Below are 21,979 nucleotides of genomic sequence, written 5' to 3' on the forward strand. Positions count from 1 at the left end.
CCATGTAGATTCGACGGGCATAAGGCGCACTTACAAAACCGTTCGATCAAGTAAAGGAGGAAATCCCTTGGCTATTGAAAACATAAAAATGCCTCAGTTGGGCGAAAGTGTTACAGAAGGAACAATTGAAAAGTGGCTCGTCCAGCCAGGCGACCATGTAAATAAATACGACCCGCTTGCTGAAGTTAATACAGATAAAGTAACAGCGGAAGTTCCATCTTCTTTTACAGGAATTATTAAAGAATTGATTGCTTCAGAAGGTGAAACGTTAGCAGTAGGTGAAATCGTTTGTACGATCGAAGTTGAAGGTGGCGGTTCTAAGCCAGCAGCTGAAGAAAAGCCTGCGACAGAAGAAAAAGCACCAGCAAGTAATAAAGAAGAGGCAAAAATTTCTTCAACTCCTGCAAAACCATCTGGAGCAAAAGGACGTTACTCACCAGCTGTGTTGCGTCTAGCTCAAGACAACGACATTGATTTAGCGCAAGTAGAAGGCTCAGGAAACGAAGGCCGCATCACGCGTAAAGATTTAATGAAATTGATCGACAGCGGCAACATACCAAAAGCTGGAGATGCACCGGCTGCAGATACAGCTCCCGCTCAACAAGAGCAACCAGCTCAGACTTCAGCTCCTGCTGCACCAAAAGCTGCTTCTGCTCCAATTGAAAGCGCGCCTGGCGATATCGAAATTCCAGTCTCTGGCGTACGTAAAGCAATTGCGGCGAACATGCTGAAAAGCAAACACGAAGCACCGCATGCATGGATGATGATTGAAGTAGATGTAACAAACCTAGTTCAATACCGTGATTCCATTAAAGGCGAATTCAAGAAAAAAGAAGGCTTTAACATTACGTATTTCGCATTCTTCGTTAAAGCTGTTTCACAAGCGTTAAAAGAATTCCCAATGATGAATTCTATGTGGGCTGGCGATAAAATTATCCAGAAAAAAGATATCAATATTTCAATCGCTGTAGCTTCTGATAGTGCACTATTTGTTCCGGTTATCAAAAATTCTGATGAAAAATCAGTAAAAGGAATCGGCAAAGAAGTAAACGAACTGGCGCTTAAAGCACGTTCAGGTAAATTGAAGTCTGCGGATATGCAAGGTGGAACATTTACGGTTAACAACACGGGCTCATTTGGTTCTGTTCAGTCGATGGGGATTATCAATCATCCACAAGCTGCCATTATGCAAGTCGAGTCAATCGTTAAACGTCCTGTCATTATGGACAACGGAATGATTGCTGCACGTGATATGGTTAACCTTTGTTTATCACTAGATCACCGTGTTCTTGACGGACTTGTTTGCGGTCAGTTTTTAGCACGTGTTAAAGAAATTTTAGAAAACATGTCAAAAGAAAATACATCTGTTTATTAAGAAAAGCTGGAGTCTTCGGACTTCAAGCTTTTTTTTCTTTAATGTCTGCGCCTAGTCGGGTAAAATGAAAGTAGATAGCCTTTAAGGAGGGAATAGTTTGACAATCGAATCGATGAAAAACACAAAATTTCCAACTCATACATATAGTGAATGGCAACAAGCAGCTGAAAAAGCGATTAAAGGAAAGCCTTTTGAAGAAACTTTGAAAACGCCTACAATTGAAGATGTCACGCTTGAACCTTTATATACAAAAGATATGCTCGATGGATTGGGTAGCTATGTACCTGCTCAAGTAGCAGCTATACAACATGGCAAGCATCAATCGAGTTGGCTCGTGTCTCAAGAAGTGACAGCAGACTCTGCAGCAGAATACTTGAACTTAATGAAAGACGATCTTTCCCGTGGAAATGAAACTGTCGTTTATTCTGGTTTCCGAAAATTTGAATGGACAGACGAACAACTAAATGAATTGGCTCAACTCCTTGTAGACTACCCACTTTACTTTAAATTGTCGGGAGATGACCAAGATGTGCTGCGAGTGTTTGATTTTATCGCGCCAGAAAAACTTGCCCAGTTACAAGGGGTTATTTTTTCAGAAGAACCCGTTAACGCACCAGAAAACGTGCGTACACAACTAGTAGATACCATTCCGATACATCACGCTGGCGGAACAGCGGTACATGAACTAGGAGTCGCACTGAGTATTTTGTCAGAACAAATGGTTGATGTGAACTTTACTGAAAGCGCTAAAAATACATGGATTCGTTTTGCAGTAGACACGCAATTTTTCCAAGAAATTGCTAAATTGCGCGCATTCCGCGTATTGTGGCAAACTTTTTGTTCTGCCTACGGAGGTGAAACGCCGACGCTTCCAATATATACAGAAACCTCTGTTCGTTCATATTCGAAGCTTGATCCTTATGTCAATTTGTTACGCGCAGGAAACTCAACGTTTGCAGCAGTTCTTGGTGGGACAGATGCGCATACGGTTCATCCGCATGACTTTTTAACAGAGCCCGATTTATCAAGTCGACGCATTGCGCGTAATGTGCAGCTCGTGATAAAAGAAGAAGCACATGTATCGCATGTAGTAGACCCTTCTGCAGGATCTTATTTTATCGAAACATTAACGAAAGAATATGTTGAAGCAGCATGGAATTATTTCTTGGAAATCGAAAATATTGGTGGCTATTCTGAAGCTGTTAAATCTGGGTGGCTGACAGACGATATTCAAGCAAAATGGATCGAGCGAGAAAAAAATGTAGCAACACGTAAACAATCGCTTATTGGCACAAATATTTATGCGAATCCACAAGAAACCGTAAAAAATATTAAAACAGATGATGGTCACATCGAATATATGACAGCCAAACGATTAGCGACGCCTTTTGAAAAGCTTCGTGCACAAAGCAAAGCGACAAACTTAAAATCTGCAATTATTTTAGTGGAACCGTTAAAAAATATAAAAGCTCAAGTGGATTTTGTATCTGGATTTCTTGCAGTTGGCGGAGTTGAAGCGAAAGTAAGTGGACATTTGCAGACAGCTGAAGAAATCAATCAGTTTTTAGCAAATGAAAACCTGGACTATGCCGTACTATGCGGATCGAAAGAAGCTATCGCTAACTTGGTTCCAAAATTAAATACGCAAGTAAACATTGATCTTGCCGGTAAATACCCGAAAGAACAATTAGCCGAATGGCAACAATTCGGTATTAAAGACACAATCTATTCGGGTAAACACATCACTTCTAAGCTTGAGAAAATTCTTGCATTAGGAAAGGAGGCGCAATAATGACTAAGCCCGATTTTTCCAAAATAACGTTAACTGATTTAGCTACTGCAACAAAATCATTTGAACACAAAAATGCTTTCACGACAAATGAAGGCATCGACATTAAGCAAATCTATACAAAAGACGATACTGAATTTCTAGAAGAAAGTATGCCAGGATTTGCGCCTAATTTACGTGGACCTTATCCGACAATGTACGTATCACGGCCATGGACGGTGCGCCAATATGCGGGATTTTCAACAGCAGAAGAAAGTAACGCTTTTTATCGCCGCAATTTAGCGATGGGACAAAAGGGTTTGTCCGTGGCATTCGATTTAGCGACGCATCGCGGCTATGATTCAGATCATGAACGAGTAGTAGGCGATGTTGGGAAAGCTGGCGTTGCTATTGATAGTGTGGAAGATATGAAAATTTTGTTTGATGGCATTCCGTTAGATCAAATGTCAGTTTCTATGACAATGAACGGTGCGGTTGTGCCAATTATGGCATTCTTTATCGTAGCGGCTGAGGAACAAGGAGTATCTCCAGACAAGTTGGCAGGAACAATTCAAAACGATATTTTAAAAGAATATATGGTTCGCAACACATATATTTATCCACCGGCCATGTCGATGCAAATCATTGCGGATATTTTTAAATACACATCCACTCATATGCCGAAATTCAACTCAATTTCAATTTCGGGTTACCATATTCAAGAAGCAGGAGCAACAGCAGACCTCGAGTTAGCTTATACACTTGCAGATGGCTTAGAATACGTCCGAACAGGTCTTGCAGCAGGGATTGATATTGATCATTTTGCACCGCGCTTATCGTTCTTCTGGGGCATTGGGATGAACTATTTCATGGAAGTTGCCAAAATGCGTGCAGGACGTGAAATTTGGGCGAAAATGATGAAGACATTCGATCCGAAAAATGACAAAGCCCTTGCTTTACGAACGCATTCACAAACATCGGGCTGGAGTTTAACCGAGCAAGATCCATTTAATAACGTTACGCGCACGTTAATTGAAGCAAATGCAGCAGCTATGGGTCATACGCAATCACTTCATACCAATGCACTTGACGAAGCAATTGCGTTGCCAACTGATTTTTCAGCACGAATTGCACGTAACACGCAATTATTTCTTCAAGAAGAAACCATGATGACGAATGTGATTGACCCGTGGGGTGGATCGTATTATGTCGAATCACTAACAAAAGAGTTGGTAGATAAAGCGTGGGAATTGATCGAAGAAGTTGAAGAACTTGGCGGCATGGCAAAAGCAATTGAAACGGGCTTACCAAAAATGCGTATTGAAGAAGCTGCAGCGAAAAAACAAGCGCAAATCGACTCAAATGAAGAAACCATTATCGGTGTGAACCGATACCGTTTAGATCAAGAAGATCCGATTGATATTTTAAATATTGATAATACGATGGTTCGTAAAACACAAATCGAACGCTTAGAGCACATGAAAGCCAATCGAGATAACGAAAAAGTGGCAGCTGCGCTAGAAAAATTAACACAAGCCGCACAAAGTGGAAAAGATAATATTTTAGCTTATGCTATTGAAGCAGCCCGTTTCCGAGCATCTCTTGGCGAAATCTCCGATGCTATTGAAAAAGCATCTGGAAGACATAAGGCGGTGATTCGTTCAGTGAGTGGCGTTTATAGTTCGAATTTCTCTAATCAGCAAGAAATGGAAATCGTGAAAGAAATGACCGAAGACTTTATCGAAAACGAAGGACGTCGTCCACGTATTTTGATTGCGAAAATGGGTCAAGATGGTCATGATCGCGGAGCAAAAGTCATTGCGACGGCATTTGCGGACTTGGGCTTTGACGTGGATATTGGACCGTTGTTCCAAACACCTGCAGAAACAGCTCAGCAAGCAGTGGAAAATGATGTGCATGTTATTGGCGTGAGCTCACTAGCGGCAGGTCACATGACACTAGTGCCAGACTTAAAAGCAGAACTTGCAAAAATTGGTCGAGAAGATATATTGATTGTGGTGGGTGGGGTTATTCCTGCACAAGACTACGAGTTTTTACGTAATAATGGAGCGAGTGCTATTTTTGGTCCAGGTACAGTAATTCCCGTTGCTGCACAGAAAGTAATTGAAGAAATCTATGTGCAACTTGGTTATGAGGAAGTGGCAGACTGATGAGCCACGAAAAAAACTCCAGGCGTGTAATGGAAGGTGTTCATGAAGCGCATGATGGCATGAAAACTTTGCCACGGAAAAAGTTTAAAAAACCCGATTCCGGTAAACTGGATATTCAAGAAATTGCAAAAGGGGTCAAAAGTGGATCGCGTTTATATCTGGGAAAAGCAATAACTTTACTAGAAAGTTCAAATCCTGAACACAAACAAAATGGCCAAGAACTATTAAATCAATTACTGCCTGACACGGGTAATAGTTTACGTCTTGGTATAACCGGTGTACCAGGAGCGGGGAAAAGTACGTTTATTGAAACCTTTGGTGAAATGTTAACGAGTCTTGGTCATCGGGTAGCAGTGCTAGCGATTGATCCAAGCTCTTCACTAACGGGTGGCAGTATACTAGGCGACAAAACCCGTATGGAGCAGCTTGCACGTAACCCGAAAGCTTTTATCAGGCCCTCACCAACTGCCGGGACACTCGGTGGTGTGCATAAGAAAACGCGTGAAACAATGTTGCTGTGTGAAGCAGCGGGATATGATATTATTTTGGTGGAAACAGTAGGTGTCGGTCAAAGTGAAACTTTAGTACGTGGTATGGTCGACATGTTCCTGTTGCTTGTTTTAACAGGAGCTGGTGACGAACTGCAAGGCATGAAAAAAGGAATATTAGAATTAGCAGATGCGATTGTAGTTCATAAAGCAGACGGCGAAAACGCACGTTTAGCGAAAAAAACCGTTGCGGAATACAAACAAATGCTGCATTTTCTACAACCTGCGACAGAAAGCTGGACGACTAAACCGATTGCTGCTTCTTCTATTGATAGTACCGGCATACCTGATGTTTGGGAGCTGATTCAAGAGTTTGAAACGGCAGTAAAAGCGAGTGGATACTGGAAAAAACGCCGACAGGAACAGACAAAAGATTGGTTCCGCTCCATGATTACAGATGAGCTTCATAGCCGCTTTTTTGATGATGCCAGTCGTAGAGAGCTGGTTAAAGTACTAGAAAAACAAGTGCTTGATGACGAGTTGACAGTAGCTCAAGCGATTGTGCGACTTTTTGAGTAGGCTTTTTTGCAAGTCTGCTAAACACCTGCTATGATTAAGAAAGCACTAATAAGGAGTGGTATTTGATGAGCATGGACTTTAACTTCCTGATGAATGATATAGCTACACAAGCGCGCCAGGAATTGATTGATGGTGGATATACACAGTTGGAAACAGCTGAAGATGTGAACGAAGCTTTAACTAAAGAAGGAACGAGCTTAGTAATGATTAACTCTGTATGTGGATGTGCCGGCGGTATTGCTCGTCCAGCTGCATTGCATTCGATTCATTACGACAAACGCCCAGATAACTTGTTTACGGTTTTTGCCGGACAAGATAAAGAAGCAACTGCTCAAGCACGTGCAATTTTTGGTGATGATCACTTACCATCTTCGCCGTCTTTCGTTTTCTTAAAAGATGGAAAAATGGTTGATGAAATTGGTCGTCACGAAATTGAAGGTCATGATCCAATGTCTGTTATTACACATATTCAAGCAATTTTCGAACAGCATTGCGACGAAGTTTAACAAGAAATGCCTCTTAATAGGGGCATTTTTTTCATGTCAATAGTTGGAGGGGACAATGAAACTGAATTTAAAGCCATTTTCAATTGGGTATCGCACAATGAAAACCGCGTTAGGTGTAGCAATAGCTATTTATTTAGCGCAATTGTTGCAACTCGATTATTATGTATCTGCCGGAATTTTGACGATTCTTTGCATTCAACCCACAAAGAAAAAATCAATTCGTGCGGCGTTTTCTCGTTTTATCGCCAGTTTAATCGGTATTGTTTATGCACTCATCTTTTTTGAAGGAATCGCCTATCACCCAATTATTATTGGTGTGCTAATTGTTCTTTTTATTCCTTTACTGGTTACTTTACGATTTCAAGATGGGTTCGTCTCGAGCTCCGTTATTTTGATGCATATTTACGATGCTAAACAGCTAAGTTTTGACTTGTTAACTAACGAAATAGCTTTAATGGTGATTGGATTTGGTACTGCATTAGCGGTGAATATGTATATGCCGAGTATCGAGAAAAAACTGGAAAATTATCGCTATGAAATTGAAGGATTGTACGCCTCTATTTTCCGAGAAATTGTCGTTTACTTACGTGAAAGAGACTCGTTGTGGAGCGGCAAGGAATTGATGGAAGCGAGAAAGTTATTAGAAAAAGCAAAAGCACTTGCCTATCAAGATGTAGAAAATCACATTACGCGTCACGATAACAAATACTATCATTATTTCGAAATGCGCGAACAGCAGCTTGAAATTATCGAGCGCATCCTACCAAAAATTACGGCTTTGCCGGCTATTGTCGATCAAACCGACTTAGTCGCTGATTTTTTAGAAGATTTATCGGAACATGTACACTCAGGCAATACCGCTTATCGTTATATTTCAAAGCTGGATAAAGTAAAAGAAAACTTTGCCGAGTTGCCTCTTCCTGATAGCCACGAAAAATTCTTAGCAATGGCTGAGTTATATCAAGTCATTCACGAAATGGAAGCCTATCTAGAAATCAAACAATCCTACAAAGGGTTTCATACAAGAAAAGCGGAAGTGCCTGTTTAGCTCTGACTTATGACCCGAGGAGCTAGCCACTAGAAAAGTGGAAGCAGCCGTTACAAACTAAAAAAGGACATTCCGAATTTTTCGGAATGTCCTTTTTTTACTTATTAAAGTACAAAGCTCAAGCCAAACATAAAGCTTGATAACAACATAATAGCAATCATTGCATAAACAATAAACTTACGGAATGCAGCGTTTCTCATTAGTGATAAACTCCTTTATCAAACAAATCTATTGAGCAAATCATATCATAGATTCGTGGGAAATTGAAGAGACACGCTGTAGGTTTCCGAATATTCACGAACAGCTAGAGTTTTTGGCGGCGAATCTGTACAATAAGAGAGAAGTCAAAAAAGGAAGTGAAAATGGGATGAAAAAAGTAGATCATATCGGAATTGCTGTACGGGATTTGAATGCTGTCCTTCCTTATTACACGGATACGCTCGGCCTCCCACTTATGAAAATTGAAGAAGTAGAATCTCAAAAAGTGCGTGTGGCATTTATTGATGCGGGCAACGTCAAATTGGAATTGCTCGAACCAATGGCTGAAGAAAGCGCTATCTTCAAATTTTTAGAGAAAAAAGGCGAAGGCATTCATCATATTGCTTTTGGAGTCGTTGGCATTGAAGAGCGAATGGAAGAATTACGTGAAAAAGGTGTACAACTATTAAACGACAAGCCGAAACCTGGAGCTGGTGGAGCAATGGTGGCCTTTTTGCATCCAAAATCATCGAACGGGGTATTATACGAACTTTGTGAAAAAGAGTGATTAGGAGTGGGGAAAATGGATATTTACGAACGAATTAATGAGTTATATGATCGCAAACGTGAGATTGAACTTGGGGGTGGCGAAGAACGCATCGACAAGCAACACGAAAAAGGCAAACTAACAGCACGTGAACGTATTGATTTATTGCTTGATGAAGGTTCATTTGTAGAGCTAAGTCCATTTGTAGAACATCGCACAACTGATTTCGGCATGGCTAAAGGACCTGGTGAAGGGGTTGTTACAGGATACGGGAAAGTAAACGGTAGACCGATTTACTTGTTTTCTCAAGACTTTACGGTTTTTGGTGGAGCTTTAGGGGAAATGCATGCGAAAAAAATTGCCAATGTTATGGATTTAGCAGCTCGTAATGGTGCACCGTTTATCGGCTTAAACGATTCAGGTGGCGCACGTATTCAAGAAGGTGTCTTATCACTTGATGGCTATGGTCAAATTTTTTACCGCAACTCGATTTATTCGGGCGTTATCCCACAAATCTCAGTAATTATGGGGCCTTCTGCCGGTGGAGCGGTTTATTCACCAGCGATTACAGATTTTGTCTTTATGGTTGATAAAACGAGTCAAATGTTTATTACGGGACCTAAAGTTATCGAAACAGTAACTGGCGAAAAAATATCTTCTGAAGATCTCGGTGGGTCAAGAGTACATACAGCAATTAGCGGGAATGCACATTTCCGAGGAGACTCAGAACAAAAAGTGCTTGAAATGGTTCGTCAATTGATTAGCTACTTGCCACAAAATAATACGGAAATGCCTCCTCGTCTTGAAGGTGGAGATGAAGACGATTATCGTCCTGATTTAGCAGATGTCGTGCCTTTTGAAGCAATTCGTCCTTATGATGTGCGTAAAGTAGTCGACCAAGTAGTGGACAAAGATAGCTTTATGGAAGTGCAACCAGAGTTTGCACGTAACATTGTCATTGGTCTCGCTCGCATTAAAGGCGAAACCGTTGGATTAGTGTGTAACCAACCAAAAGTAATGGCGGGCGGACTTGATATAGATTCTTCTGATAAGGCAGCGCGCTTTATCCGATTCTGTGATTCGTTTAACATCCCATTGATCACATTTGAAGATGTGACTGGATTCTTCCCTGGAATTAAACAAGAACATGGCGGAATTATTCGTCACGGGGCAAAAATCTTATATGCTTATTCAGAAGCAACTGTTCCTAAAATGACGGTTATTTTACGAAAAGCTTATGGCGGAGCTTATGTCGCGTTAAACTCTAAGTCTATTGGAGCTGATTTGGTTTATTCATGGCCAAATGCTGAAATCGCGGTTATGGGACCTAATGGAGCAGCCAATATTATTTTTGCACGTGAAATTGCCGCAAGCGAAAACCCAGAAGAAACACGCGCAGCAAAAATTGAAGAATACCGTGTGAAATTTGCGAATCCATATGTTGCGGCTGCAAGAGGAATGGTCGATGATGTGATCGATCCACGCGAAACGCAGATTAAATTGATCCAAGCATTAGAAATGATGCGCAATAAAAAAGATACACGACCTGCAAAAAAACACGGCAATATGCCACTGTAAGATATAGAAGGAGTGTTTTAGATGAATAACGAACGATTGATCAATGAATTTTTAGAACTAGTTCAAATCGATTCAGAAACAAAACATGAAGGGCCAATTTCGGCTATATTGCAAACTAAACTTGAAGCAATGGGTTTTCATGTAGTAATTGATGAATCTGCTGCAGTAACTGGGCATGGCGCAGGAAATATTATTGCGACCTTACGTGGTAGCTTAAGTGAAGTTCCGGCTATCTACTTTACAGTTCATATGGATACAGTAACGCCGGGAGTTGGCGTTAAACCTGAAATTCGTGATGGCTATGTTTATTCGGATGGAACAACTATTTTAGGAGCGGATGATAAAGCCGGTATCGCTGCTTTATTTGAAATGATTCGTGTGCTCCAAGAGCAAGAAATTCCGCATGGTGATATTCAATTGGTTATTACGGCTGGAGAAGAAAGTGGTTTAGTTGGGGCAAAAGAGTTAGACTCTTCTTTACTAATTGCCAAGTATGGCTATGCAGTAGACAGTGATGGCAAGGTAGGCGGAATTGTAACAGCTGCCCCAAACCAAGCAAAACTGTGGACGACCATTTACGGCAAAACAGCTCATGCAGGAGTAGCACCTGAAAAAGGCATTTCAGCAATCAGTATCGCTGCAAAAGCTATCGCTAAAATGACGCTAGGGCGGATCGATGAAGAAACAACTGCGAATATTGGACATTTTGAAGGTGGCGGCGCGACGAACATTGTTTGTGACGAAGTCCGTATTTTATCGGAAGCTCGTTCAATTAGCGAAGACAAATTAGCAACCCAAACCATTCATATGGAATCAGTTTTTGAACAAGTGGCTGAAAATTTGGGAGGACGTGCAGAAACAAAAGTGCAATTAATGTACCCAGGTTTCCATTTTGATGATATGGATCCTGTTGTGGAAATTGCCCAAAAAGCTGCAGCTAATATTGGACGTCCGTCTCCTATTTTGACAAGTGGTGGAGGCAGTGATGCAAACATATTCAACGGTTTTGGGGTTCCGACCGTCAATCTTTGTGTTGGCTACGAAGAAATTCATACTAAAAATGAACGTATGCCAATCGAAGAACTCGAAAAATTGACCGAATTATTGGTTGAGATTGTGAAAGAGTCAACACATAAGTAAATAATAGAGTGATGATGGGAAAAAACAGGGTGTATAGTTAAACTACAAAAAACCAACAAATTGCAAATGGATTTGTTGGTTTTTTAATACGCTAATTGAGTTTACATAATTAAAAGAAGAATTTACACATTTAGGAGTGGTAAACGATTATGATCACAATTAGACAAGTCTTTTTGGTGGCAAGTTTAGTTTTCTTGATAGTTGGATGTTCGCCAAAACCAGAATTTGAACAGTATGATGGAAAAGCTTTAAGCATTGCAGTATTAGGAAAAGCACCAGAAGTTAAAGAACAGCAAGTGGATTTTCAGGAAATTACATTTGAGGAGTTTAATGAAAAAGAGTTAAGAAAATATGATGCTGTTTTTGTTATGGAAGAAAGCCTGTTAAACGCTGCTGAAAGTCAGTACGCGTCAATTTATACAGAAACACACAAACCTTTCTTTTTCATTGGAAATAACAAAGGTGCATATCCTTTTACGGATGCAGCTTTAAGTTATGAAGATGCAAAAGAAATTCCTGATCATGATTACTATGCAACAAGCTTTTTGCACACACCTAATAATGAACAAAGAACAGGACGGTACGGTTTATACAATGATGAAGAGAACGAAGAAAATATCCAAGAGGTGTTTTCAAGAATGTTCGAAACAGTAGAACAAAGTTCAGGAGATTAACACACAAAAAGCGTTATTGATAAAGAATCTTTCATAAGGTTTTTTTCAATACGCTTTTTTATGTGTTAGTTATTTCTAAAATCGTATTTTTCAGTTGGAACATTTAAATGACGGCCATTAATTTCTACAGTGTTATTGTCGATCCAATTGATGGTAGCTGTTTCTTCTCTATATGCCCAGTAAATATTTTTCTTTCTTTTATCTTCGTCATTAAAAACCAACTCAGCTCGAACCGAAAAAGCGACCGTTGCACCTCCGCCATCCGTAACATAGGCTCGAACTGTGTAGTCGCCATCTGGCGAAACGGCTTCCGTTAGAAAACGCCCTTCTGGCAATCTCTGCATATCAAAAAAGGCCCAATAAATTCCGTATCCTAGTAACCCTAAAATAATTAAGAATCCACTTAAACTTATGAGTAAAATCTTCTTCATTTTGTCACCTCTTTAATTAAAACGATAAAAACAAAGTTAAGTTCTTTTCTTTTTAAAATACGTAGAAAATCCAAAATGCTTTTTAGGTTTTTAACCATTCTTTCTTTATGCTTTTTCGATTGGAAATGGAATCCATCAGGATGTATGTTCTCTCTTTTTTTGATACACTAAAAGAAAAGGAAATGAGAGACAGTGCTATGGCAAGCAGAGTGATATTTCATATTGATATGAATAGTTTTTATGCTTCTGTTGAACAGTCGCATAATCCAGAATTAAAAGGAAAAGCGATTGCCATTGCGGGAAATCCGAAAGAGCGAAAAGGGATTATTGTCACATGCTCTTACGAAGCAAGAGCACATGGCATTTATACGACGATGCAAGTACATGAAGCGAAACGGAAATTTCCTGAGCTGTTGTTGCTGCCACCAAATTTTGAACGGTACCGAGCGGCATCAAAAGCGATGTTTGAAATTTTACGTACATATACGGATTTAGTGGAACCGGTGTCTATTGATGAAGGCTATGTCGACGTAACCGAATTGATCGAAACGCGTCATGCATTGGAAATTGCGGATGAAATCCAGCAACGGCTGTTGGCGGACTTGGACTTGCCTTGCTCAATCGGCATTGCACCGAATAAGTTTTTGGCTAAAACAGCATCTGACATGAAAAAACCAATGGGAATTACTGTATTGCGTAAGCGTAGTATCCAAGATTTGCTGTGGCCAAAGTCCGTCATCGAGATGCACGGGATTGGTGACAGTACAGCTGCACGTTTAAAAAGCTTAAAAATCGAAACAATTGGTGAGTTAGCTACTGCCAACGAAGGCTTGATCAAAGAAAAAATGGGAAAAAACGGCTTGCGCCTCAGAGAGCGAGCAAATGGAATTGACGACCGTCCAGTAGACCCAGATTCCATTTACGACACAAAAAGTGTGGGAACGTCGACTACTTTGCCAGTAGATGAAACAAATGAACAAAGTTTAAGAGCATTGTTTCGTCAACTTAGTGAGAAAGTGGCCAATCGTTTAGAAGCGAAAGAATTAGCCGGGTCCACTGTTAGTATTCAAACACGTAGTTCGGATTGGAAAAACAGAACACGCAGCATCACTTTAAACAATACGGTTTGGAAAGCTGACGACATACAACGAACGGCATGGCAATTGTTCACTAAACATTGGAACGGGGAAGCGTTACGGTTGATTGGAGTAACGGTATCTAATGTGGCAAGTAAAGGCGATATGACCGAACAATTATCGATCTTTAATTTTCAAGATCATGTAAAAGAAGAACCGATTCTAGATTTAATGGCTAAACTTGAAAGTCGATTCGGAAAAAGTGTTTTGACACGAGGCACCAAAATAAAAAAAACCAACTACGATTCAAAAACAAGTTTTAGTAAAGATTTTTTGGATGATCACGAAAGAAAGTAGGGAAAGTATGCAGTTATTATTTCTAGGTACTGGAGCGGGAATGCCTTCTAAACAACGGAACACTTCCGCACTTGTACTGAAATTGCTTGAAGAACGGGGAACCGTTTGGTTGTTTGACTGTGGCGAAGCAACACAACATCAAATTCTTCGGACTACAGTAAAACCGCGCAAGATTGAAAAAATCTTTATTACACATATGCACGGCGATCATATTTTTGGCTTACCTGGTTTGCTTGGATCTCGGTCATTTCAAGCAGGTGAAGAGCCACTTGAAATTTATGGACCTGTAGGCATTAAAGAATATATCCAAATGACGTTAACACTTAGTCGAACTCATTTAACGTATCCGATTGTTTACCACGAACTATCTGAAGGAATGATATTTGAAGACGAATTGATGACAGTGGAAACGCGTTTATTAGATCATGTAATTCCATCTTACGGATTTCGTATTACACAAAAACCATTACCACCAAAACTGCTTATCAACAAAGCCTTGTCTCTTGGTGTCCCTAAAGGCCCGTTATTGGCAAAGCTAAAAACAGGACAAGACATCGAGCTTGCCGATGGTCAGTGGGTGCGGAGTGGTGACGTAACAGAACCTGAACAACCCGGATTTGTAATGACGATTTTAGGCGACACGCGTTTTTGTAAAACCGCAGTAGAATTAGGTCGCGGTGCAGATGTGTTAGTACACGAAGCAACTTTTGACGCAACTGCTAAAAAAATGGCGGCAGAATATGGTCATGCAACTGTCTATGACGCTGCTGAAACTGCTCGACTAGCAGGAGCGAATACGTTAATCATGAATCACATTAGTGCTCGTTTTTTACCTGAAGATGAAAAGTTTTTATTAAAGCAAATGAAAGAAAAACATCCGAGAGGATTTATTGCACATGATTTTGCAGAATTTGAATGGCTACAACAAGAGAAAAAAATAAGGAAAAAATGAGGAAGTCATCTTAAATAGATGGCTTTTTTTGGATAAAAGCAAAATTATTTCTGGAAATAATAGAACATATGTTCCTTTTGTGATAAAATAAAGTTACAGCTGTATGAGGGCGGTTTGGCCATTCCCGAGGAAAGGGGGTGGTAACATGACCATTGCCGAATCATTCGGTCTCGTATTTACGAGTATCGGATTAACGATTAGCGCATTAACACTTGTCGTTTCCATGATTTTGGTCATTAACAAAAAAAAATAACCGTCCCATGTGGCGTGGAATGACGGTTACTTTTTAAGCCTGTATTCCAGCCAACCGCTCTCGTAGCGGCATACAGCTGGCCGAATGCGAAAGCATTCGGTTTTTTGCGTTATCTTAAGTATACTAAATTTGAAGCATTTTGCAACTGCCTTATAGCCAACCGCGCTTATACGGCTCTGGAGCGGTTATTTCAGCGTTTAGCTCTTTAGCAGCTGTATATGCCCAATAAGGATCGCGAAGCAGTTCGCGGGCTAGGAAGACCATATCCGCACGATCGTTTTGAAGAATTTCTTCTGCATGCAACGGACTAGTGATCAAACCAACGGCACCTGTTGCGATTGGTGTCTCTTTTTTGATGGTTTCAGCAAAAGGCACTTGATAGCCAGGGAATACTGGAATGCGAGCGGGGACAACAGCTCCTGAGCTAACATCAACCAAGTCGACGCCTTGTTGTTTCATCCATTGACACATTTCTACATATTGATCGGCAGTCATGCCGCCTTCACTGTAGTCATGAGCTGAGATACGGACAAATAACGGGCCGTCCCAAACTTCATTTACTGCATCAATCACTTTTCCTAATAATCGGTAGCGGTTTTCAGCACTGCCACCATATTCATCTGTTCGCTGATTCGTTAAAGGAGATAAAAACTGGTTGAGTAGATAGCCATGTGCACCGTGAAGTTCAATCACATCAAATCCTGCTTTTTTTGCCCGAATTGCTCCAAGTTGAAAAGCTTCTATGGTTTCTTCAATGTCTTGAGAAGACATTTCTTTCGGTAATTTATAACTATCATCAAAAGCAAGCGCGCTTGCTGAATAGATATTGCCATCAACAGTAGCTTTTCTCCCGGCATGCGCCAATTGAATTCCTGTTTTAGCTCCGCTTTGTTTCATTAAACGAACTATTTCGGATTGACCTTCAATATGAGCATCATCCCAAATGCCAAGATCTCTTGCAGAAATACGGCCTTGAGGTTGAACTGCTGTCGCTTCGGTAATAATTAGACCGATACCTCCAACTGCCCGTGTTGGGTAGTGGATACGGTGCCAGTCAGTTACTTGTCCATCTTCTTTGTCACTTTGATACATGCACATCGGTGCCATAACAATCCGGTTTTTAAAAACAGTTTCTTTTATCTCGAATGGTTCAAATAACTTAGCCATGTACTGTCCTCCTTCTAGTAGATACAACTATAAAGTATACAGAAAGATTTATTTAAATTCTTTTCCAAGCTCTTTTGATCTCTCCGCAGCACTTGTTACACATTGATTAACAATATCTTTAAAGTTGTTTTCTGCTAAAGAATTGAGGCCAGCAGCCGTAGTGCCATTTGGACTTGTCACTTTTTGGCGCAATTCTGCGAAATCTTCTTGTTGGAGCATTTCAGCTGCCCCAGCAAAAGTTTGGCGCACCAATTTTTTTGCATCCGCATTTGATAAACCATTGGCGATAGCCGCTTCAGTCATGGCTTCTGCAAAATAATAGATATAGGCAGGTCCACTTCCCGCAACACCGGTTACTGCATGTAATTGTTCTTCTTCAACAACTGTGACACCACCGATTGAAGACAATAACTTACGCAGTTCATGTTGCTGTTCAAGAGATACATGTTTGCTCCAGGCAACACCTGTCGCAGATTTACCGATTTTTGCAGAAGTATTTGGCATCGCACGCGCAACGGGGAAATCACCCACATGTTTTTGGATTGTGTCGATTGAGACACCTGCTGCAACAGATACGATTACGGTATTGCCAGTTAATTTGTCTTTTATCCCGCTAAGTGCAACCTCTACATCTTTTGGCTTCATTGCCAACAAAATGAAGTTTGCATCTTTTAATTCGGTTTTTTCTTGGCAAACGATATTTACGCCATATTCGTCACTTAAAAATTCTAGACGGTCTTGATCTGATTTGTTCATCACCGAAATTTCTTCTGGTTTCATAATGCGTTTATTAATCCAGCCATGAATCATAGACTCGGCCATTGATCCGGCTCCTACACAAACGATTTTCATATTCATCACTCTCTTTCCTCAAAATAAAAAGCGCATTCGTCCCTGTTATACAAGGACGAAAACGCTCTGTTTCCGCGGTACCACCTAAGTTTGCCATAAAGACACCACTCGATATCCATAACGCGGACAGACGGCCGTGTTTTCACGGCAGCTCAAAAGCAGGTTCGACAAAGGAGAGGGGGTGCGCATTTCAGCTATAGCAACACTCTCTTTACACCTTCACTTTGTGTACTGATCTTTATCTTCGCTCACATATGTTATTAAATTATAGAGGATAAAGCAGGGCTTTGTCAAATAACCTCAAGAAGTGACGGCACGGAATTTTCCATGTATGATAGATGAATAGTGATTCATTTTAAGGGGCTGATAGTGTGAGTTTACATAAGATTATTATTCCGACACCTTTTGCGGTAGGAGACGTGAATTCGTATTTAATAAAAGGAGACATGCTGACGTTAATCGATGCTGGACCTAAAACGCCAGAAGCATGGCTCGCCATTAAAGCTGGATTAAAAGAATTTGGAGCCGAACCTGAAGATGTGGAACAAGTGGTGTTAACGCATCATCACCCAGATCACGCAGGGTGGATTGATGGTTTTGAAAATGCCAAACTATACGGTCATCCATACAACGATCCGTGGCTGCGCCGTGACCAACAATTCTTTGACTATCACGATGCATTTTACTTGGAGCGGTTAAAAGAAGAAGGAGTTCCAGGCGATTTGCAATTTTGGGTTAAGAAAATGAAACGACCGTTAAACTTAATGGGCAATCGTCCACTTGATAAGACAATTAATGAAGGAGATGTATTGCCAGGGCATCCAGATTGGCAAGTTCTTGAGACATTGGGACATGCCCAAAGCCATCTATCGTTTTGGAACAGCAAAACAGGTGAAATGATTGGAGGGGACCATGTCATCGCAAAAGTATCGTCTAATCCGCTTATAGAACCGCCATTAGATCCAACAGCAGGACGGCCAAAATCTTTGCTTCAATACAATGCATCCCTCAGTCGTTTATTAACAATGCCAGTTGACGTGATTTATAGTGGCCACGGTGAAGAAGTATACAATGCTCATGAATTGATCACCACGCGCTTAGCGAAACAGCATCAACGGGCAATGAAAGCACTCGGTTTAATAGGCGAAGAAGAGCGAACTGTTTATGAACTAACAAAAGACTTGTTTGCACACGCTTATGAAAAAGAACTTGGTTTAACTTTATCTGAAACAATTGGTCAAATTGATTATTTATTAGAAGACGGGTTACTTGTTGAACGAATGGGTGACGATGGCATTTTCTACTATAGTAAAGCATAAGTTAAGCTCTCAATTGCAACTAGACTATGTAACAGGTAAAATTAAGTGAAGAATGTGTACACCACGACTATACAAGAAAAGGATTGGGTAGCTTTGAAAAAATGGGGTTTATTTTTAGCAAGTGCATTATTGCTAGCAGCATGTTCAAATGAAGAAACTGAACCAGCGGGACCGGATGAAACAGAAGATCCGGATAAAGCAGAAATGGCAGTTGAACAAAAAAGCATGACGGAAGAAGGATTTATCACACAAGTTAGTGGGGAAAGTGTTCTCGTTAACAATATTTATTTTAGCATTCCAGAAGATGTTAAAGTTCAACTAAGCGATGGCGCTGAAACAACTGAAGGTGTGATTCGAGATATTCGTACCGGTATGAAAGTCAGCATGGATTATAATGGACCATTAGCTGAATCGTTTCCTATGCAAGGAGAAGCTGAAACGATTACCATTCTAATAGATGAAGAATCTGTTAAACAAGCAGATGCGCTTGAAGCATTTATAAACGAAGAACAATTGTCACGTTTGATTATGATGGGACAACCAATAGTTCGCGATAACGAAATCGGCTTTTTATTCAGCAATATGGAAACGGGCGAAATGTCCGAAGTTCGGATCGATCTTGATACACATGAGTACACCATTGGTGGAGAACCAAGTGAAAAATAACGAGAAGCAGCCGCGGCTGCTTTTTTTTTATAAAAATTTATAGTCGTTTCTCTTGCGCTTGTTAAATATCCATGATATTATGTGTATATTAAATTAAAACATTGCATAAAAATACATTGGAGGTTTTCATATTGACTAAAAAGATTGTACTCGCATACTCAGGTGGATTAGATACATCGGTGGCCATCCCGTGGCTAAAAGGAGAAGGCTACGACGTTGTTGCAGTTTGCCTGGATATCGGGGAAGGAAAAGATTTAGATTTTATAAAACAAAAAGCGCTTCAAGTTGGGGCGGTTGAAAGTTACATGATTGATGCAAGAGATGAATTCGCGGATGAATATGCATTAATTTCAATGCAAGCTCATACATTATATGAAGGTAAGTATCCGTTAGTGTCTGCATTGTCTCGTCCGTTAATTTCAAAAAAATTGGTTGAAATTGCAGAAGCTACTGGATCAAGCGCTGTTGCACATGGTTGCACAGGAAAAGGCAACGACCAAGTACGTTTCGAAGTTTCGATCAAGTCGTTAAACCCTAACCTTGAAGTTGTAGCACCAGTTAGACAATGGGGATGGTCGCGTGACGAAGAAATCGCTTATGCAAAAATGCATAATATTCCAATCCCAGTAAACTTAGATAGCCCGTTTTCAATTGACCAAAATCTATGGGGTCGTGCCAACGAATGTGGCGTATTGGAAAACCCGTGGACAACGCCACCTGAAGAAGCATATGACATTACAAATTCTCTTGAAACAACACCAGATACAGCGGATATCGTTGAAATCGAATTTGTTAACGGTGTACCAACTCAATTAAATGGCATTTCGTACTCATTCTCTAAATTAATTTTAGAACTCAACGAAATCGCTGGAAAACATGGTGTCGGAAGAATTGACCATATTGAAAATCGTTTAGTAGGGATTAAATCTCGTGAAGTTTACGAAGCTCCTGCAGCAATGACATTAATTGCAGCGCATAAAGAGCTTGAAGACATTACATTGGTGAAAGAAATGGCTCATTTCAAACCAGTTATCGAGAAAAAATTAACTGAATTAATTTATGAAGGTTTATGGTTCTCTCCATTACGTGTTGCACTTGAAGCATTCTTAAAAGAAACACAAGTGTATGTTAACGGTACAGTGCGTGTGAAATTGTTTAAAGGACATGCCATTATCGAAGGACGTAAGTCTGCAAACTCACTTTACAGTGAGCAACTAGCTACGTATTCGACAGATGATACATTCAACCATGCATCTGCAGTTGGCTTTATCGAGCTATGGGGCCTTCCAACAGTTGTGAACTCGGTGGTAAACAAAAAAGAAGTAGCAGTTCCTGAAGAGTTGAAAGAGAAGGTGAAAGCATGACCAAACTGTGGGGCGGCCGTTTTCAAAAATCGGCCGAACAGTGGGTCGATGAATTTGGGGCTTCCATTTCTTATGATCAAAAGTTAGTAATGGAGGATCTGGAAGGCAGCACAGCGCATGTTAAAATGCTGGCTGCTTGCCAGATTCTTTCTAACGAGGATGCGAATCTAATTTTATCGGGTCTTGAAACGCTTAAACAAAAAGCGCAAGACGGAGAATTGGAATATAGCGTATCAAATGAAGACATCCACTTAAACTTAGAAAAACATTTAATCGATGAAATTGGTCCTGTTGGCGGCAAATTGCACACAGCAAGAAGCCGGAATGACCAAGTAGCGACAGATATGCATTTGTATTTAAAAAATCGTGTTGGTGAAATTATTGAGGCTGTAACGGCTTTTCAAGATGCAATTGTTACCCAAGCAGAAGCGCATGTGGAAACGATTGTACCAGGTTATACACATCTTCAACGTGCACAGCCGATTTCATTTGGCCATCACTTGATGACTTATTTTTGGATGTTGCAGCGTGATAAAGAACGTTTAACAGAATCATTAAAACGCATCGATATTTCACCGCTTGGAGCGGGTGCGATGTCGGGAACTACTTTCCCGATTGACCGTGAAATGTCGGCAGAACTTCTCGGTTTTTCAAACGTTTACCAAAACAGTTTGGATGCTGTAAGCGATCGTGATTTTATCCTTGAATTTTTGAGCAATTCATCGATGTTGATGATGCACATGTCTCGTTTTGCCGAAGAAATTATTCTTTGGTCAAGTGAGGAGTTCCGTTTTATCGAGTTAGACGATACTTTCTCAACGGGCTCAAGTATCATGCCGCAGAAGAAAAACCCCGATATGGCAGAATTGATTCGTGGGAAAACGGGTCGCGTGTATGGCAATCTATTTGGCTTATTGACAACGTTAAAAGGTCTTCCTCTCGCATATAATAAAGACATGCAAGAAGATAAAGAAGGTATGTTTGATACGGTTCACACGTTGATGGGCTCTTTGCCAATTTTTGAAGGCATGATTCGTACCATGACCGTTCGTACGGATTCCATGGAAAAAGCCGTTCATTCAGATTTCTCAAACGCTACAGAATTAGCGGATTATTTAGCCGCAAAAGGAATGCCGTTCCGTGAAGCACATGATGTGACAGGGAAACTCGTGTTCACATGCATTCAACGCGGTTATTTCTTGAAAGACTTGCCGCTTGCTGATCTACAGCAAGCAAGTTCACTGATCGATGAAGATATCTACAACACCTTAATGCCGAAAACAGCAGTAGAGCGCAGAAACTCACTCGGTGGCACAGGTTTTGAACAAGTACATCATCAATTGGGACTTGCCAAGCAACTTATCGGGTAATAAGTCCATTCCCTATAAAGTCGTTAGCGCTTGGTACCCGCTGGCGATCAAAAAAGCCGATTTTCCTCTTCCCCGATGGAAAATCGGCTTTTTTCTGTGT

The 21,979-nt window shown here is 40.6% G+C and carries 20 protein-coding genes; 16 read left to right on the plus strand and 4 right to left on the minus strand.

Annotated features, from left to right (window positions below; genetic code table 11):
- The first annotated feature begins 67 nt into the window (after window positions 1–67).
- The 6 genes from GPDM_RS06165 (at window position 68) to GPDM_RS06190 (ending at window position 7,935) form a co-directional block, all read left to right on the plus strand.
- Window positions 68–1,375 carry a dihydrolipoamide acetyltransferase family protein gene (locus tag GPDM_RS06165; protein WP_008430001.1) on the plus strand — a complete coding sequence of 436 codons (1,308 nt, stop codon included), beginning with the start codon at window positions 68–70 and terminating at the stop codon, window positions 1,373–1,375.
- Between the two features lie 97 nt (window positions 1,376–1,472).
- The gene (locus GPDM_RS06170; RefSeq protein ID WP_008430002.1) at window positions 1,473–3,167 is read left to right on the plus strand and encodes a methylmalonyl-CoA mutase family protein; all 1,695 of its coding nucleotides are present in this window, start codon (window positions 1,473–1,475) and stop codon (window positions 3,165–3,167) included.
- On the plus strand, window positions 3,167–5,314 hold the full coding sequence (gene scpA, locus GPDM_RS06175; protein WP_008430003.1) for a methylmalonyl-CoA mutase: 2,148 nt from the start codon (window positions 3,167–3,169) through the stop codon (window positions 5,312–5,314). The genes GPDM_RS06170 and scpA overlap by 1 nt, the downstream gene beginning before the upstream one ends.
- Window positions 5,314–6,381, plus strand: coding sequence for a methylmalonyl Co-A mutase-associated GTPase MeaB (gene meaB, locus GPDM_RS06180; RefSeq protein ID WP_008430004.1), 1,068 nt, complete (start codon window positions 5,314–5,316; stop codon window positions 6,379–6,381). Before scpA ends, meaB begins: the two co-directional genes overlap by 1 nt.
- A 65-nt stretch (window positions 6,382–6,446) precedes the next feature.
- Window positions 6,447–6,887: a BrxA/BrxB family bacilliredoxin gene (locus GPDM_RS06185; RefSeq protein ID WP_008430005.1), complete on the plus strand. Its 441-nt coding sequence runs from the start codon at window positions 6,447–6,449 to the stop codon at window positions 6,885–6,887.
- Window positions 6,888–6,942: 55 nt separating this feature from the next.
- Complete coding sequence (locus GPDM_RS06190; protein ID WP_008430006.1) at window positions 6,943–7,935, plus strand: aromatic acid exporter family protein; 993 nt, start codon at window positions 6,943–6,945, stop codon at window positions 7,933–7,935.
- 104 nt (window positions 7,936–8,039) lie between these two features.
- On the opposite strand, the gene prli42 is transcribed toward GPDM_RS06190, so the two are convergent.
- Complete coding sequence (prli42, locus tag GPDM_RS16630) at window positions 8,040–8,135, minus strand: stressosome-associated protein Prli42 (protein WP_008430007.1); 96 nt, start codon at window positions 8,133–8,135, stop codon at window positions 8,040–8,042.
- Between the two features lie 167 nt (window positions 8,136–8,302).
- Between prli42 and mce the strand changes: the two genes are divergently transcribed.
- The 4 genes from mce (at window position 8,303) to GPDM_RS06210 (ending at window position 12,072) form a co-directional block, all read left to right on the plus strand.
- A complete protein-coding gene (mce, locus tag GPDM_RS06195; RefSeq protein ID WP_008430008.1) occupies window positions 8,303–8,701 on the plus strand; it encodes a methylmalonyl-CoA epimerase in 399 nt (132 codons plus the stop codon).
- Window positions 8,702–8,716: 15 nt separating this feature from the next.
- Window positions 8,717–10,258, plus strand: a complete 1,542-nt coding sequence (locus GPDM_RS06200; protein ID WP_008430009.1) for an acyl-CoA carboxylase subunit beta — start codon at window positions 8,717–8,719, stop codon at window positions 10,256–10,258.
- 21 nt (window positions 10,259–10,279) lie between these two features.
- On the plus strand, window positions 10,280–11,398 hold the full coding sequence (locus GPDM_RS06205; RefSeq protein ID WP_008430010.1) for a M20/M25/M40 family metallo-hydrolase: 1,119 nt from the start codon (window positions 10,280–10,282) through the stop codon (window positions 11,396–11,398).
- A gap of 149 nt (window positions 11,399–11,547) precedes the next feature.
- Window positions 11,548–12,072 (plus strand): hypothetical protein, encoded by a 525-nt coding sequence (locus tag GPDM_RS06210; RefSeq protein ID WP_008430011.1) that lies wholly within the window; start codon window positions 11,548–11,550, stop codon window positions 12,070–12,072.
- Between the two features lie 65 nt (window positions 12,073–12,137).
- Here GPDM_RS06210 and GPDM_RS06215 read toward each other — a convergent pair whose 3' ends face one another.
- Window positions 12,138–12,503, minus strand: coding sequence for a DUF5412 domain-containing protein (locus GPDM_RS06215; protein WP_008430012.1), 366 nt, complete (start codon window positions 12,501–12,503; stop codon window positions 12,138–12,140).
- 197 nt (window positions 12,504–12,700) lie between these two features.
- On the opposite strand from GPDM_RS06215, the gene GPDM_RS06220 reads away from it, so the two are divergent.
- Both GPDM_RS06220 and rnz read left to right on the plus strand, forming a co-directional pair.
- Window positions 12,701–13,936, plus strand: a complete 1,236-nt coding sequence (locus GPDM_RS06220) for a DNA polymerase IV (protein ID WP_039863015.1) — start codon at window positions 12,701–12,703, stop codon at window positions 13,934–13,936.
- Between the two features lie 7 nt (window positions 13,937–13,943).
- Window positions 13,944–14,888: a ribonuclease Z gene (gene rnz / locus GPDM_RS06225; protein WP_008430015.1), complete on the plus strand. Its 945-nt coding sequence runs from the start codon at window positions 13,944–13,946 to the stop codon at window positions 14,886–14,888.
- Window positions 14,889–15,291: 403 nt separating this feature from the next.
- Here rnz and namA read toward each other — a convergent pair whose 3' ends face one another.
- Both namA and proC read right to left on the minus strand, forming a co-directional pair.
- Window positions 15,292–16,308, minus strand: coding sequence for an NADPH dehydrogenase NamA (gene namA, locus GPDM_RS06230; protein ID WP_008430017.1), 1,017 nt, complete (start codon window positions 16,306–16,308; stop codon window positions 15,292–15,294).
- A gap of 48 nt (window positions 16,309–16,356) precedes the next feature.
- Window positions 16,357–17,166 (minus strand): pyrroline-5-carboxylate reductase, encoded by an 810-nt coding sequence (gene proC / locus GPDM_RS06235; RefSeq protein ID WP_192806496.1) that lies wholly within the window; start codon window positions 17,164–17,166, stop codon window positions 16,357–16,359.
- Between the two features lie 365 nt (window positions 17,167–17,531).
- Between proC and GPDM_RS06240 the strand changes: the two genes are divergently transcribed.
- The 4 genes from GPDM_RS06240 (at window position 17,532) to argH (ending at window position 21,879) form a co-directional block, all read left to right on the plus strand.
- Window positions 17,532–18,479 (plus strand): MBL fold metallo-hydrolase, encoded by a 948-nt coding sequence (locus tag GPDM_RS06240; protein ID WP_008430019.1) that lies wholly within the window; start codon window positions 17,532–17,534, stop codon window positions 18,477–18,479.
- A 93-nt stretch (window positions 18,480–18,572) separates the two neighbouring features.
- Window positions 18,573–19,145 (plus strand): DUF3221 domain-containing protein, encoded by a 573-nt coding sequence (locus GPDM_RS06245; RefSeq protein WP_008430020.1) that lies wholly within the window; start codon window positions 18,573–18,575, stop codon window positions 19,143–19,145.
- Window positions 19,146–19,276: 131 nt separating this feature from the next.
- Window positions 19,277–20,509, plus strand: a complete 1,233-nt coding sequence (locus GPDM_RS06250; protein WP_008430022.1) for an argininosuccinate synthase — start codon at window positions 19,277–19,279, stop codon at window positions 20,507–20,509.
- Window positions 20,506–21,879, plus strand: a complete 1,374-nt coding sequence (gene argH / locus GPDM_RS06255) for an argininosuccinate lyase (RefSeq protein ID WP_008430023.1) — start codon at window positions 20,506–20,508, stop codon at window positions 21,877–21,879. The genes GPDM_RS06250 and argH overlap by 4 nt, the downstream gene beginning before the upstream one ends.
- The last annotated feature ends 100 nt before the right edge of the window (window positions 21,880–21,979 follow it).

Source organism: Planococcus donghaensis MPA1U2 (assembly GCF_000189395.1).
Classification (GTDB): Bacteria; Bacillota; Bacilli; order Bacillales_A; family Planococcaceae; genus Planococcus; species Planococcus donghaensis_B.